The 14,263-nt window shown below is 35.4% G+C and carries 11 protein-coding genes, 3 tRNA genes and 1 pseudogene; 14 read left to right on the top strand and 1 reads right to left on the bottom strand.

Going from position 1 to position 14,263, the window contains the following annotated elements:
- Positions 1–4: 4 nt before the first annotated feature.
- The 10 genes and pseudogenes from AC4BHP_RS06080 to AC4BHP_RS06035 all read left to right on the top strand — a co-directional run bounded on the left by AC4BHP_RS06080 (position 5) and on the right by AC4BHP_RS06035 (position 11,199).
- Positions 5–1,444, top strand: a complete 1,440-nt coding sequence (locus tag AC4BHP_RS06080; protein ID WP_490551707.1) for a glycoside hydrolase family 1 protein — start codon at positions 5–7, stop codon at positions 1,442–1,444.
- 303 nt (positions 1,445–1,747) lie between these two features.
- Complete coding sequence (locus AC4BHP_RS06075) at positions 1,748–3,073, top strand: hemolysin family protein (RefSeq protein WP_490551705.1); 1,326 nt, start codon at positions 1,748–1,750, stop codon at positions 3,071–3,073.
- Between the two features lie 358 nt (positions 3,074–3,431).
- The gene (locus AC4BHP_RS06070) at positions 3,432–3,740 is read left to right on the top strand and encodes an HIRAN domain-containing protein (protein WP_490551703.1); all 309 of its coding nucleotides are present in this window, start codon (positions 3,432–3,434) and stop codon (positions 3,738–3,740) included.
- Between the two features lie 438 nt (positions 3,741–4,178).
- Positions 4,179–4,622, top strand: a complete 444-nt coding sequence (locus AC4BHP_RS06065) for a hypothetical protein (protein ID WP_490551702.1) — start codon at positions 4,179–4,181, stop codon at positions 4,620–4,622.
- Between the two features lie 479 nt (positions 4,623–5,101).
- A complete protein-coding gene (locus AC4BHP_RS06060) occupies positions 5,102–5,599 on the top strand; it encodes a hypothetical protein (protein WP_490551700.1) in 498 nt (165 codons plus the stop codon).
- Positions 5,600–5,975: 376 nt separating this feature from the next.
- Positions 5,976–6,324 (top strand): annotated as a pseudogene (locus AC4BHP_RS06055) (GyrI-like domain-containing protein); the annotation flags it as partial.
- Positions 6,325–6,558: 234 nt separating this feature from the next.
- Positions 6,559–7,239: a response regulator transcription factor gene (locus tag AC4BHP_RS06050; RefSeq protein ID WP_490551699.1), complete on the top strand. Its 681-nt coding sequence runs from the start codon at positions 6,559–6,561 to the stop codon at positions 7,237–7,239.
- Complete coding sequence (locus AC4BHP_RS06045) at positions 7,236–8,252, top strand: sensor histidine kinase (protein ID WP_490551697.1); 1,017 nt, start codon at positions 7,236–7,238, stop codon at positions 8,250–8,252. Before AC4BHP_RS06050 ends, AC4BHP_RS06045 begins: the two co-directional genes overlap by 4 nt.
- A gap of 186 nt (positions 8,253–8,438) precedes the next feature.
- Positions 8,439–9,206: an ABC transporter ATP-binding protein gene (locus AC4BHP_RS06040; RefSeq protein ID WP_490551695.1), complete on the top strand. Its 768-nt coding sequence runs from the start codon at positions 8,439–8,441 to the stop codon at positions 9,204–9,206.
- On the top strand, positions 9,196–11,199 hold the full coding sequence (locus AC4BHP_RS06035) for an FtsX-like permease family protein (RefSeq protein ID WP_490551693.1): 2,004 nt from the start codon (positions 9,196–9,198) through the stop codon (positions 11,197–11,199). Before AC4BHP_RS06040 ends, AC4BHP_RS06035 begins: the two co-directional genes overlap by 11 nt.
- 344 nt (positions 11,200–11,543) lie before the next feature.
- Here AC4BHP_RS06035 and AC4BHP_RS06030 read toward each other — a convergent pair whose 3' ends face one another.
- Complete coding sequence (locus AC4BHP_RS06030; protein WP_490551690.1) at positions 11,544–12,278, bottom strand: alpha/beta fold hydrolase; 735 nt, start codon at positions 12,276–12,278, stop codon at positions 11,544–11,546.
- Between the two features lie 467 nt (positions 12,279–12,745).
- Here AC4BHP_RS06030 and AC4BHP_RS06025 point away from each other — a divergent pair, with 467 nt between their 5' ends.
- The 4 genes from AC4BHP_RS06025 to AC4BHP_RS06010 all read left to right on the top strand — a co-directional run bounded on the left by AC4BHP_RS06025 (position 12,746) and on the right by AC4BHP_RS06010 (position 14,261).
- Positions 12,746–13,231: a hypothetical protein gene (locus tag AC4BHP_RS06025; protein WP_490551688.1), complete on the top strand. Its 486-nt coding sequence runs from the start codon at positions 12,746–12,748 to the stop codon at positions 13,229–13,231.
- 765 nt (positions 13,232–13,996) lie between these two features.
- Positions 13,997–14,078, top strand: a tRNA-Leu gene (locus tag AC4BHP_RS06020).
- Positions 14,079–14,086: 8 nt separating this feature from the next.
- Positions 14,087–14,161 (top strand) — tRNA-Gly (locus tag AC4BHP_RS06015).
- Positions 14,162–14,175: 14 nt separating this feature from the next.
- Positions 14,176–14,261: transfer RNA gene (locus tag AC4BHP_RS06010), tRNA-Leu, on the top strand.
- Positions 14,262–14,263: the final 2 nt, after the last annotated feature.

Here is a 14,263-nt window from a genome sequence, read left to right as displayed (position 1 = left end):
TTAGATGGAAAAAATAACATGGAAGCTACCAAAGGACTTTATTTTAGGAGCATCATCTTCTGCATGGCAAACTGAAGGCTGGACCGATAAAAAAGAGTCTCAGGATTCATATTTAGACCTATGGTATAAAAAGAATAAGAATGTTTGGCATAACGGATATGGACCCGCATATGCAACTGATTTTTACAATCGCTATCAAGAAGATATCAGTTATATGAAGGAAATAGGTCTTACCCATTTTAGAACATCAATCAATTGGTCTCGTTTTTTAGTGGATTATGAGAATGCTGTTGTGGATGAAGAATACGCAAGCTTTGTTGGAAACGTTATTGATGAATTAATTAAAAATGGTGTAGAGCCAATGATCTGTCTGGAGCACTATGAATTGCCTGCTTATTTATTTGAAAAATACGGTGGTTGGGGCTCAAAGCATGTGGTTGAACTATTTGTAAAATATGCGGAGAAAGTATTTGAACGTTATGGAAATCGTGTGAAACACTGGTTCGTATTTAATGAGCCAGTTGTAGTCCAAACACGCATATACTTGGATGCGATCCGTTGGCCATATGAACAGAACACAAAAAAATGGATGCAATGGAACTATAACAAAGGACTTGCTACTGCTAAAGTGGTGAAGTTATTTAAGGAAATGGGATTAAAGGATCAGACAGGAGCCAAAATTGGGACCATCCTAAATCCAGAGGTTACCTATGCTCGTTCGTCCTCTGAGCACGACCAAAAAGCAGCTAGAATGTATGACCTGTTCTTCAACCGTGTATTCTTAGATCCAGCCATTAAGGGTGAGTACCCGCAGGAATTATTTGAGTTGATGGAAAAACATGATATTACTTTTGAACATACAACCGAAGAGTTGCAGCTCATTAAGGAAAATACGATTAATTATGTAGGCATTAATCTATATTTCCCACACCGCGTCAAAGCACGTACAACTGCATGGAATGAAGAAACACCTTTCCACCCTGAATATTATTATGAAAAACACGAGCTAGTAGGTAAGAAAATGAACCCATATCGTGGCTGGGAAATCTATCCGCAAATTATGTTTGATATGGCGGTCAGATTGAAAGAAGAGTACGGAAACATTGAATGGTTTATTGCTGAAAATGGAATGGGTGTAGAAAACGAAGGCAGATTTAAGAATGAAGAACAAATCATTCAGGATGATTACCGAATTGAGTTTATAAGCGAACATTTAAAATGGCTCTTAAAGGCAATTGAAGAAGGAGCCAACTGTAAAGGCTATATGCTATGGGCATTCACCGACAATGTATCACCCATGAACGCATTCAAAAACCGGTATGGTTTAGTTGAAATTAATTTAGACGATAACCGCAATCGAGCACTTAAGAAATCTGCTTACTGGTATAAACAAGTAATCGAAACAAAAGAATTTGAAGCAGAGAATGATGATTTTTATAGATGAGTTGGGATGACCATTCCAGAATGTATCTAACCTCCAAGCCCTTGAAATCAACTTGATTCAATAGAATTGATGGATAAAGTAATGGATACTTAGATGAGAGGCAGCTATATGGACAGGTCTTATTTTAAGCTGCTAAAAAGGCGATATTTAAAAAATATATAAAATAATTCTGCAAAAGATACATTTAAATCATATATAAGGTAATGTATTATTTTGTTTTGAACATAATAGGGAAATAGACTATGGTGTGTGGTATACGTTATACCAATTGAAAAATATAATAAAGGAACGGTGAAGATTTTTTTGGACAGCATTTGGACCTCAATTGTAATTTTGTTAATACTTATCGTGGCAAATGGTATATTTGCTATGACCGAAATTTCAATTGTTACATCTAAGAAGAATAGACTAGAAAAATTGCGAGATGATGGGAATTCCAGTGCTAGTTATGCTTTGAAATTGGCGGATGACCCAAATCAATTACTGTCGACTATCCAAATCGGAATCACATTAATTGGGGTAATTACAGGTGCATTTGGCGGTGCAACCATTGCAAGCCAGCTAGCTGTTTATATTGAAAAAATTAATGTTCTTGCTTCTTTCAGTAATGAGCTAAGTCTAATCGTGGTTGTAGGGCTTTCAACTTACTTATCATTAATTATTGGTGAGTTAGTTCCAAAACGGATTGGTATGGGAAATCCAGAAAAAGTAGCATGTGCAGTAGCAAAACCAATGTATTATTTTTCAAAAGTTGGACGCCCAATTATTTGGTTTTTAAGTAGGTCTACTGATTTTGCATTAAAATTATTAAGAATAAAACCCACAAGCCAACCGAATGTAACCGAAGAAGAAATAACTCAATTAATTGAACAAGGTGTTCATAGTGGGATTGTTGAAGAAATAGAACAGGATATGGTAGAACAAATTTTCTATTTAGGGGACAAACGTCTGAGTGATATTTTAACTCCTCGTACGCAGCTTGTTTACATTGATTTAGAGAATTCGTTTGAAGAAAACATGAAAAAAATTAATGAAAGTTATTACTCCAAATTTCCTGTTGGCATTGGAAGTTTAGATGATTTTCAAGGAATCATTCATAAAAAAGATCTTTTATCAAGAATTGTGGCAGGAGAGAATTTTTCTTTAGCGGATTCAGTCAAAGATACACTCGTTCTGCCAGAACAAATGAAAGTATATCGGGCATTGGAAACATTGAAAAAATCCGGCCAGCATGAAGCCGTTATTATTGATGAGTATGGGGGAATTGAGGGTTTTGTCACTCTTCATGATATTATGGAAAATATTATTGGAGAAATGCCTGAAAAGGATAATGAAGAAGAGCCGCAAATTATAGAGAGAGATGGAAACTCATGGTTGGCAGATGGTCTTGTTTCGATTGATACGTTTATTAGATATTTTGATTTGGAAGACTTTACGATTCTTAACCAAAGTAAAAACTTCCACACATTAGGTGGATTTATTATAAATAAAATTGGATATATACCAAAAATTAAAGACACCATTCAAGTAGATGACTTTCAACTTGAAGTAGTGGACATGGATCGTGCCCGAGTAGATAAAGTGTTAATCACAAGGCTAGAAAGAGACTCAACAGAAGAAATAATATAAGATGACCTAATGAATGGTCATCTTTTTATGTGGAATATGTATACTTTAATCAAACTCTCATAAATTGAAGGAGTTAAATCTAAAGAAACGTTAAAAGTCCTAGGAATCATTTTCGATTCTCTAAGGCTTTTTTATTTTGTGTAATTTTATTGGCAATGAAACAAAGAAAAGGTGAAGGAGCTAAAAATAGTTCCTATTTAGATGATACACAATCCGATAAGAACGTGTGAGCTGCCTTATCTCTTTTATATGACAATCTAAAAGGCTTTATACAAGGGATCACTGAAACTTATTTTTGTGAAATTCGTAAATATATAGAGAGTAAAGTAATAAAAAGTGTCGCATGGAGGGGATAGAAATGGCAGAGAAATATATATCCGTTGTAGGTGTTTGTCATTATTTTGGGGCGGATATTTTTAAGGTTGGGCAGAAGATAATCTTAAGAAAAGACTTAGATAATAAGCATGATGATGAAGCCATTCAAGCCGAGCTCGATACAATTGGAAAGGTTGGTTATGTGGCTAATAGTTATCAGACAGTTGCAAAAGGAACGCGTAGTGCCGGCAGAATCTATGATACATTCGAGGATGTATGCATGGGACAAGTAGCTTTCATTGTAAAGGATACAATCATCGTGAAATTATTAGGAAATGAAGAGAGTGCTTAACCAGATCTGCCTATCTCTAATGAAAGAATGGCATTAGTTTTGAAGTGTTAAACGTAAGTGAAGTAGAGATACGCCGTCCTTAAAGTGAAAGTCTTATTTTAGTAGAGGCTGTGGGTGGCTCTCGCAAAATTTTGATTAAGCTGGAAGTAGAAACCAAAACGGAAAAGGCAGCCGGGGATATGTATGTGCAATCGCTGACTTTACATGAAATAAATGGTATGATTTAACGAAATTACCATAGACAGAGAAGAGCTATGGAGACTGGAGTCTATACTTGTGAAGAATTTTTTTCTATCTACTTCTTTACTTATGACAGTAGTTTTAGTCTTGTTTCTACCACTCATGGTTATTTATGCTTTGATTATTCATTTTACTGGCCAGTATTATGAGAACATAATCTATTTAATTCTGTTTCTTTTTCTGTTGTGTCTTATAGATATGGGAGTGGGTACTATTATTGATAGCTTTCTTCATGCCGTAACGGACATTTATAAGGATATCTTTGTCAATAAGTTGATTGCGAGTATCTTAACTTTCGCTGGTAGTTATATAGTTATTAGCGCACTAGATTACTTTTTTACACTCATCGATCTTTCTACAACTGTGAAAATAATTATCATATCTATTCATCTTGTTGCTTCGCTGCTGTTTGATAAAATTGACCAAAGTGTGGATGGAAAGAATGAAACGGATGAAACCGATAGTGATATTTATCAAATAGATCCAATGATTAAAAACGAAATCGCATCTTTGTTAAAATCTGAAATCAATTGGGTTGAATGTGTCAAGATAATCAAGGACAAGCATCCGGATATTCCTAAAGAAAGAATTGTAGCTGTAACCCGAAAGTTACATATGGAGAATAAAAATCCTTCTTTTTAGAGGTAAATAAGTAGAAGAGCTGCCCTTAGTGGGCGGCTTTTTTAGTAGAGACACTTTTAACAATATTTTCAGTTTATCTGCTCTAGTATGCTATTAAATCACCTTTTAAAGTGGATTAGGAGGGTTTATCTTTAATAACATTTGTTCGTTACCAGTAATTTTTATTACACCAATCTCTTCTAATTGGATTAGATTAATGATTGCTATAGCTATTACTGGGGTTACGGTATTATGGTTATATTTAAAGAGTACTCTAGTGAATCTGCAAAAAGAGGTGTAGATAGAAAAATGTATTGTTTTAGGTGCCTATATGCAATATACTACCTTTGTGAATTAACATACAAATGAAAAAAACAATGCACATGATCATTAGCCAATCACAGGCTGATGATTGGTTAAGAGTTTGTTGAATAGGCATTGTTTCGCTTAAAGATTTGTCATTCACAAAAGTATAACGGTAAGTAAGATAGGTGACTATTATGAGCAGAAGTGTAAGACAATATATTGGAATTATTGCGGCTATTATCATTTACTATATCATCCATGAGGGAGCGCACCTCCTAGTAGCTTTTTATTACGGGGTTTTTAAGCAAATCAATTTCATGGGGCTCGGGGTTCAGGTGGATGTATATCATACCCTGATGACAGATATTCAGATGGGAATTTTCTGTCTGGCGGGTGCGATTGCAACTCTTGTTTTCAGTTGGCTTCTTATTATATTTTGTAAACCAATCTGTTCAGTAAAATCAAAGGTTTTCCGGACCATCGCATGGTATACCTCACTAGTCATGCTACTGCTTGATCCGCTATATTTGAGCGTACTTTGTGGATTTTTTGGTGGGGGCGATATGAATGGTATCTCACTGCTTTGGCAGGAATGGTTTGTGAGGGCTCTTTTTGCAGGAATTGGGATTGTCCATGCGTTGGTGATATTCCGGTACTTGCTACCTAAGTATACAAAGTCCTTTTCTGATTAAGATTATTAGCAATTGCAAAGGAACTAAACAAGATACAGGTGGAAAGCCTTGTGTATACCGTGAATATGTTTTGATTAGCAAGAAATTTAATAAAATGATATGAACCAAACGACTTATTTGATGCTGAGCCGAAGAACTTGTGGGAAATTCACTCTTTCTCTTTATTCGGAAGTAGAAATGCAAGCAATGAAATGATAAAAAGGAGAATGGCAAAAGATGCTGTTTCTCCTTTTATTTTTGTAAATGAACAAATAGGTTGGGAAATGTTTGGAGCAACAAGAAATCCAGTTTTAAAATAAAATGTAGCAGAATTAAAAAGGCTTATCAACGGGCAGTTGACAAAGAAACTGATTAATTAAAGCATACTCTAATTATTAAAAAGTCGGCAAAATTGAATGGAGTATTTGATAATTCTACAATTTTAGGTATACCTTAAGATAACCCAGAGATTACTCCTAAAGAGGAATATCGTTATGAAGTTTGCGTTGTTAAAAATAAAGATTTTAATGTGGTAAAACCAGCTCATGTTGGTAAATTTCCTGGTGGGAAATACGCTGTTTTCTCGCTTGATCATACAAAAGAGGCAGTCAGTTAATTTTTGGGGCAATATTTTTTCGGAGATAGAAAGAAATAATCTATCCATTAGAGAACAACTAATTATAGAAAGATATACTTCACAAATGATTGATAATCATTTGTGTGAAATATTAGTTCCTTTACGGTAACGGAGCAGGAGCAGGGACATTTCCTGAATTGCAGAATTCCAAACCTTATCTGATTTGTGATAAGATAAACATCATTTATTTGGGTTTTTCTACACGATAATCCAATATTCAAAGTAATATAATGAAAAATGAGCTATTGACTAAATATAAAATACAGCCTAGCTTCATTGTAGGGTGCAGGATTTTTGTTGCTCAAGAATGAACAATTGAAAAGCTCGTTAAGGGGTGATCACTATGCAAAACGCAAAAATATTAATCATTGAGGATGCAGAGACGCTTCGTAGAGAATTAACCGCATTTTTAAAAAATTATGGTTATGAAGTGGAAGCACCGGATGATTTTCAAAATGTCATGAACTATGCAAGTCAGGATGATGTTCATTTAATTTTATTGGATATTAATTTGCCTGTGTACGACGGTTATTATATTTGTCGCGAAATCCGTAAATACTCTCAGGTACCCATTATTATTGTGACAAGTAGAGACACGGAAGTTGACGAATTGATGAGCATGAATATAGGCGCAGATGATTTCATTACGAAGCCGTATAACACGCAAATTTTGTTGGCACGCATTGAAAATATTTTAAGAAGGACATATGCAAAACAAGAAAGTGCAAGTGCTGTAATGACTTACAAGGATTTGAAGCTGCATTTGGCTAATGGGACAATTTCCTATCAAGGCAAGAAAGAGGAACTAACAAAAAATGAATTAAAAATCTTACATTGTTTAATGAAAAATAATGGAATTATTGTTTCTAGAGAACAGCTGATGGAGGATCTATGGTCATCTGATTTATTTGTGGATGACAATACGCTATCTGTTAACATTACTCGACTTCGTAAAAAGATAGAAGCAATCGGTATGGAAAACCCGATTGAAACGAGACGAGGATTGGGGTATATCATGTCATGACATTGTGGGCATTTTTAAAGGAAAGAGTCGTTTTTATTACGGTTAATGTTTTTCTTTTTATGACGGTAGCATTATTTTTAGCTTTTATTTCTATACAAAAGGGTGTTATTGTTATAGTCGGATTAGGCTGGTTTGGTCCGCTGCTTACATCTTATTTTCTTGAATTTATGAAGAAAAAACCTTTTTATGATGAGGTAATAGAAAATGTTGAAAATCTTGATCAAAAATATTTGCTATCTGAAATTATGGATGAGCCTGATTTTTTAGAAGGAAAGATTTTATATGACATTTTACGGACGAGTGACAAGCAGGTGCATGAGTATGTCAACCACTACAAGACTATGCAATCGGAATACCAAGAGTATGTTGAAGCGTGGGTCCATGAAATTAAGACACCGATTGCATCTAGTAAGCTAATAATTGAGAATTATCAAGGTGGTCCGATTGTTGGCTTAACTGAGGAATTAACGAAGATTGAGGATTATATTGAACAGGCCTTGTATTATGCGAGAAGCAGCAGTGCCAGCAAGGATTATATTGTGAAGGAATTTCGTTTAAAAGAATGTGTTTCTAAAGTAATTAAGCGAAATGCAAAAGCGTTTATTCATAAAAAGATTCAGCTTAAGTTATCAGAAATAGATGATGTGGTCTATAGTGACGAAAAGTGGGTTGAGTTCATAGTAAATCAAATAATCATTAACAGTATTAATTATTGCTATAAAGAAAATAGTTTAATCTCTATTTATACGACTAATCATGAGCATAATCTTATACTTCATATTGTTGATAATGGCATTGGTATTGATGAAAAGGATGTCGGAAGAGTATTTGAAAAAGGATTTACAGGAGAAAATGGACGCATATACAGAAAGTCAACAGGCATCGGTCTATATCTTTGCAAGATGTTGGTAGATAAGCTGCATTTAGGGATTACGATCAAATCACAGAAGGATGTAGGAACCGAGGTAAATATCATTTTCCCGAAAAGTAAATTGGTTTTATTAGAGTCTTGAGAGAAAGGCTCTTTTTTATTACGAAAATGAGATTATTAATGATTTGTGGTATGAATTTGTATGGTGGTTTTCGCCATTAATCTCCAGTGCAAGTTTCAAAAATGTAAGGTTTATGCAACCAACTTCAATATTTGTATTGCTGTAGGGGGGATATACTAAAAGCATAAAAGAGAGGAGAAGGTTGTTATGAATACAGTTTTGGAAGTAAAAGATATAGAAAAATACTATGGTAATAAAGGAAATGTGTCAAAAGCCATTAATCATATAAGTTTTGATGTAAAACAAGGGGAATTTGTTGGTATTATGGGTCCTTCAGGCAGCGGGAAAACGACACTGTTGAATTGCATTTCTACAATTGATCATGTAACAACGGGTCATATTCATATAAATGGTCAGGATATTACGACATTAAAGGCTGGAAAGCTTGAGAAGTTCCGCCGGGATGAGCTAGGATTTATCTTTCAGGATTTTAATTTGCTCGATACATTAACAGCGTTTGAAAATATCGCAATCGCTTTAACCATACAAGGTCGTAAGCCGGCTGATATTACAAAGCTAGTAAATGAAGTTGCCAATAAATTAGAGATTACGGCGGTATTAAATAAGTTCCCATATCAACTGTCGGGTGGACAAAAACAACGTGTTGCTTCAGCCCGAGCAATTGTAACGAACCCGTCATTAATTCTCGCTGATGAGCCGACAGGAGCACTTGACTCAAAATCTGCCCGATTACTGCTAGATTCATTTGAAAAATTAAATAAGGAGTTCCAGGCTACAATTTTAATGGTCACACATGATGCGTTTACAGCAAGCTATGCACATCGAATCTTGTTTATTAAAGATGGGGAGATTTTTAATGAACTGGTGAGAGGTGATGATACGAGGAAAGAATTTTTCGGCCGTATCATTGAGGTGGTAACACTTCTCGGAGGTGACACGAATAATGTTATTTAAATTATCTGCTCGCAATGTGAAGAGAAGCTTCAAGGATTATGCAATTTATTTCTTAACATTAACATTTGCAGTCTGTATATTTTATAGCTTTAATTCGATTTCAGCTTCGGCTGCTATGTCTAGTTTAAGCGCCAGTCAGTCGGAAATGATTCAATCGATAACACAATTAATTTCAATAGTATCTGTTTTTGTTTCGATTGTGTTAGGGTTTCTGATTTTATTCGCAAACAATTTCTTAATCAGACGACGAAAAAAAGAGCTCGGAATTTATATGACGCTAGGTATGAGTAAATATAGTATATCGTTAATAGTTGTAATGGAAACACTTTTTATAGGTGTTTTATCGTTAATGGCCGGATTACTACTGGGAATATTTATATCTCAAGGATTGTCCGTTCTAGTGGTTTCGTTATTTAAGGCAGATATGACAAAGTTCGAAGTTGTCTTTTCCAGTGAAGCGATGTTCAAAACAATGAGCTATTTTGGGATTATCTTTCTGTTCGTTATGATCTTTAATAGTTTAGTGATTTCGAAGTATAAGCTCATCGACTTGCTAACAGCCGCTAGAAAAAATGAAAGCCTGAAGATCCGAAAAGTATCAACATCAATCGCGTTCTTTGTTTTATCCTTCATTACTCTTGGGATTGCTTATACTGTTATTTTAAAGTATGGTTTAACAGAAAGTTTGACTGTCACGTGGACCTGCGTTGGACTGGGGTCACTTGGAACGTTTTTGTTTTTTATGTCTCTTTCTGGATTTGCTCTTAATATGCTGCAAAGAAATAATACTATATATTTTAAAGGCTTAAATATGTTTGTTCTACGCCAAATAAGCAGCAAGGTAAATACAACCTTTGTATCCATGACTATCATTTGCTTAATGCTCTTTTTCACAATTGGTGTTTTATCAACAGGATTTAGCATAAAGACGGCGGGAGAAAAACAGCTTGTAAATCAAGTGCCGTATGATGCAACATTCTACCTGTATGGAAAAGAAGATACGCAAATAAAGAATATAGATCAAGCGATTGAAATATTGGGTATGGACTTGGATGAGATGGGTGAAAATAGTTCCTTTGAATTATATGAAGCGGATTCTACGTATAACGAATTATTGCGTCCTTTTGCAAATGCAGAGTTAGAACAATACTTTGATATGGCAATCTCTCGTAAAAAAATCTTATTGATGAAAGAATCTGATTATGTAAAGCTTTTGCAAATGCAAGACATTGAACCGAAAAAGTTTAATAAAGGAGAAGTACTCCTCATATCAGATGATGAGACTTATTTTGATGCAGTGAATGCCTATATTAAAGAAAATCAGTCCATTAAATTGAACGCTATGGATTATACGATTGTTAATCGTCAAGTAGAGTACGTACAATATATAAATGATTATCCAGGAAGAGTTGCATTTACCGTGATTGTTCCAGATCAAGCTATTGAAGGTATGACACCTAATATGTCACTGTCTAATGTTAATTACAGTAGTAATAGTCAAGTGAATGAAGACGAGCTTTATCATTTAACTCAAAATGAAGAAGTTTATTCTAAATATGGTTTTTATGTCAACGTAATGACTAAGCAGATGTTGTATGACCAAAGTATTGGATCGTCTACAATGATTGTCTTTATGGGTATTTATCTTGGGATTGTGTTCCTCATTTCAAGTGCAGCTGTACTGGCGCTTCAGCAGTTATCTGAAGCTAGTGATAATATGGAGCGCTATAGCATGCTAAGAAAAATAGGTGTAACAAGTAAGGAAATTAACAAGGCGATATTCGGTCAGGTATTTATTTACTTCATGATGCCATTGTCTTTAGCAATCATCCATTCGATTTTTGGAATTAAAGTGGTCAATCAGGAACTTCTGATGATGGGTCAACCTTCCGTTTTCATACCGGCTTTGTTTACGGCGTTAATTATGATTATTGTATATGGCGGTTATTTCATAGCAACATATTCAGGGTACAAGCGCATTGTGAAAAATTAAAAGAGAAGCTGTGTCAAAAAAGAGTTGTTTTGGCACAGCTTTTTTACTGTTTAAATTAGGGCTTGTGGGTGTTTTTAAATGCAAAATTTACTGTTTCAGAACGAATATCTGAATTTATGGGGAATCATACTAGTAAAAGGAATAATGGTTCGAGACTATTAGTAGTGTAATTGAATAATTGAAAAAACATCTGTGAAGAGACTATGGGTTTTATTTAAAATAGTCAGAAATAATAGCGCTTGTGAGGCGCGGTTACCTCAAATGAAAGATAAAAGTTTAAAATAGCCCGCCCGTAAAACGGGTGGGCTATTACAGTATCAGATGTGTTAAAAGAAACTGGGCCCTTATCTTTGATATTGAGTCAGCCATTTTAACGTTTCTTCTATTATTTCATCCTGCTGTTCTTTTGCTGAAATCGTGGATTTTCCGTCTCCATCTTGCGTTCCATACATTCCGAATTGGGCATGGTTTCCGCCTTTAACCTCATATAAAGTTGCTTCAGACGAAAGCAAATGTTTTGTATCAGCTATTTTATCAGTTGTCGTTAACCCATCAAACTCGGCATACAGGGAGAGGATGGGGAGGTCAGTTTCTGAAAAATTATTGGAATCGCTCGGATAGGAACCCAATAAGATTAAACCTCTTACATCTTCGAGATGATCGTATGCATAAGATGCTGCGGCTACGCCGCCAAGTGAATGCCCGCCTACATACCAATTCGTTATATCGCTGAACTCATCTATAATTAAATCCGCCTGATTAATATCGAGTAGGGCAAAGTTCAAGTTGACTTTTGGGACAATCACCAAATAACCTTTATCCGCTAAACCCTGGGCATAGTAGCTATATGCTTCAGGCTCTACTTTTGCTCCAGGATAAAGAATAATCCCGCTTTTTGGTTTTTCTATAGGTTCGAACACAAGCCAGTTTTCTTCCATCTGAATGTCATCCAGATCTACATATGATGTAACTTCTTCTGATGCTTTGTACGTTTGTTGGGACCAAAAATAGAAGCCGGTAAGACCCAACACAAAAATAATCAATAGTATACCTAAGCTAATAGTAATAATCTTCTTCATAAAATGCCTTCTTTTCTTTCAAAAATGATTTACAATTTCAATTTTAGCATATGAGCTTCTAAGCTATGTATAAATTCTTTCTAAAGCATAAAGCAGGTAATTCGGTTTCTTAATCAAGTAAGAATTGTAAGTCTACATCGTTCGCTGAATCGAAGCGCAAGACAAACACCAGTTTTTTTACCAATTTTTAAGATGTGCCGGAGCAAGCAATCACTAAGGTGTTCAACACCATCATGGAAAGCAGAGTGATGCATCTGTTTGTTTTTGTAAAAAGAAGGTGCCATAGTAAAACAGCTATTTGAAGGCGAAATATCTGAGGCCTTCCGCTTTGGTTTTGAAGGAGCATCCGAATGTCATTGCCATCGCCGAGAAGCTACGCTTGGAGGAACTACCATGATTTAGTAGAATAAAAGAAAATAAGCCGGGTGGGGGAATGTTCCCGACGGTCTCTTTTGGAGGGGAATGACATGGTTGGCGTAAAAACGGTGAATCTTGACGGCGAAGAAATCTATTTTTTTAATAGTGCCATATATATATTGGAAAATTCATCTGGATTTTCATTGGAGCTCGACATCATCGTGAGCGAGGTAGCCCTAAAGAAATATAGCAGTCAGAGTATTATCGCTGAAATTGAGCTGACCGATAGCCGAGTAATCAGCTCATTTATGTACATAAAATCAATTCCTGGCCGTCTACCGCAATTGAACTTGAATTGCGTGATTGATGGTCCCTATGAGTACCAGGGCCTTGACCATATCGATGAGAATGGGATTAATTTTCCAGATGTTGAGAAGGGGATTTCCCTTGCCGACATCAGGAAAGTCGAGATGCCTGATGAAAAGATCACCCTTAAGCTCACACTGCCAATTGACCAGGTCGAATGGCTTCGCGGAAAAACCTCAAAAGAACTCAAACAGATATTCAAAGAAATTATCTATGATCATATGAATTAAATATATCTACATATTTTAAAGAAAATAGAGGGAGACTGATGAAAAAACTGTTTCTATAGGCTTGATTGGTGCAGACGAAGCGAAGAATGAGAGTTACTTCTTCATTACCAATTGGTAATCAGGAATGGAATCATAAAGCAATAAATATCAATAGCGATAAAAAAGCAGTGAACAATTATTAATGATTAATAGGATTGATATTTCAACTGTATTTAATGGTAATTATACGGCAACTTTTTGGTTTTTGATATTAGAATCATTAAAGGTATTGTTAAGTAGGTAAAAGATAATTGGAAAAGCGAGAAAAAAATCTTTACAAGCTAAAATTCAATTCATGAGATCTTCAAAAGTTTTATGGAGAAGATAGGAGATTTTTTATACTAGAATTGATATCTATATTTCTAATGATGCTAGGAATATCACTCTTTCCGTTTCAAACTGTAACATGATAGTTATGCCTTCCTAAGATAATTTAAAATATAAATAGGATATTAAGGATCTTGAGTTGTTTATATAGCGTATAAGCAAGGGTTCAAACAACATATGAGGAACCTGTATCCCTATGTATGATAGATGTATTCATGGAATTTTAATCTTTTTGATATAAGAAGAAAAATAAATTAATATTACCATATATTACTTATTGAAATATAGATAAATACATATTAGAATAATAAAGCAGTCAACGAGAGGGTTTGAAATTAATCTATTAGAAGCTCGAGGATTGCAGGTTTGAGTCCTTCATGGCTTACCATCTATAAACATGCGGGTGTGGCGGAATTGGCAGACGCACCAGACTTAGGATCTGGCGCCTTACGGCGTGGGGGTTCGACTCCCTTCACCCGCACTTATTATGCGGAAGTAGTTCAGTGGTAGAACACCACCTTGCCAAGGTGGGGGTCGCGGGTTCGAATCCCGTCTTCCGCTCCAATGCCAAGTTATATGCCGGGGTGGCGGAATTGGCAGACGCACAGGACTTAAAATCCTGCGGTAGGTGACTACCGTGCCGGTTCGAGACCGGCCCTCGGCACT

This window comes from Pradoshia sp. Z4_20 (assembly GCF_058216035.1).
The sequence above is the reverse complement of the archived record's forward strand: the minus strand, read 5'-3'. Positions and strand labels throughout refer to the sequence as shown.